Below are 479 nucleotides of genomic sequence, written 5' to 3'. Positions count from 1 at the left end.
AGATCAGGTAGCCCAGGGTGGTGAACATGCCGAAGCCGTGGTGGAAGGGCACCACGGTCAGCACGGCGGTGCCGGGGGACACCTGGTTGCCGGAGATGGGGTCCCTGGCGTGGCTGAACCGGGTCACGGTGTTCTCGTGGGTCAGCTGCACGCCCTTGGGCAGGCCGGTGCTGCCGCTGCTGTTCATGATCAGGGCCACCTGTTCTTTCCGGTCCACCTCCACGGTCTTGAAGCTGCTGGCCTGGAAGCCAGGGGGGGTGTTCCGCTTGATGAAGGTGTCCAGGCACTGGTAGCTCCGGTAGTCCACCTTGCTGTCCAGGATCACGATGGTCTTGATGGTGGTCACGGTTTTCTGCACGGTGATGACTTTGTCCAGGCCCTCCTTGCTGCTGAACACGATGGTGGGCTTGCTGATGCCCAGGCTGTGCACCAGCTCCCGCAGGGTTTCGAACTCGGTGATCTGCGTGGTAGTTTAAAAA

1 protein-coding gene is annotated in these 479 nt (G+C 61.6%); it reads right to left on the bottom strand.

Annotated elements, in window-relative coordinates:
* A partial coding sequence (locus D7W81_RS41510) for an AMP-binding protein (protein ID WP_147445855.1) occupies window positions 1-430 on the bottom strand: 430 nt, incomplete at its 3' end.
* Window positions 431-479: the final 49 nt, after the last annotated feature.

It is taken from the genome of Corallococcus aberystwythensis (assembly GCF_003612165.1).
Taxonomy (GTDB): domain Bacteria; phylum Myxococcota; class Myxococcia; order Myxococcales; family Myxococcaceae; genus Corallococcus; species Corallococcus aberystwythensis.
The sequence above is the reverse complement of the archived record's forward strand: the minus strand, read 5'-3'. Positions and strand labels throughout refer to the sequence as shown.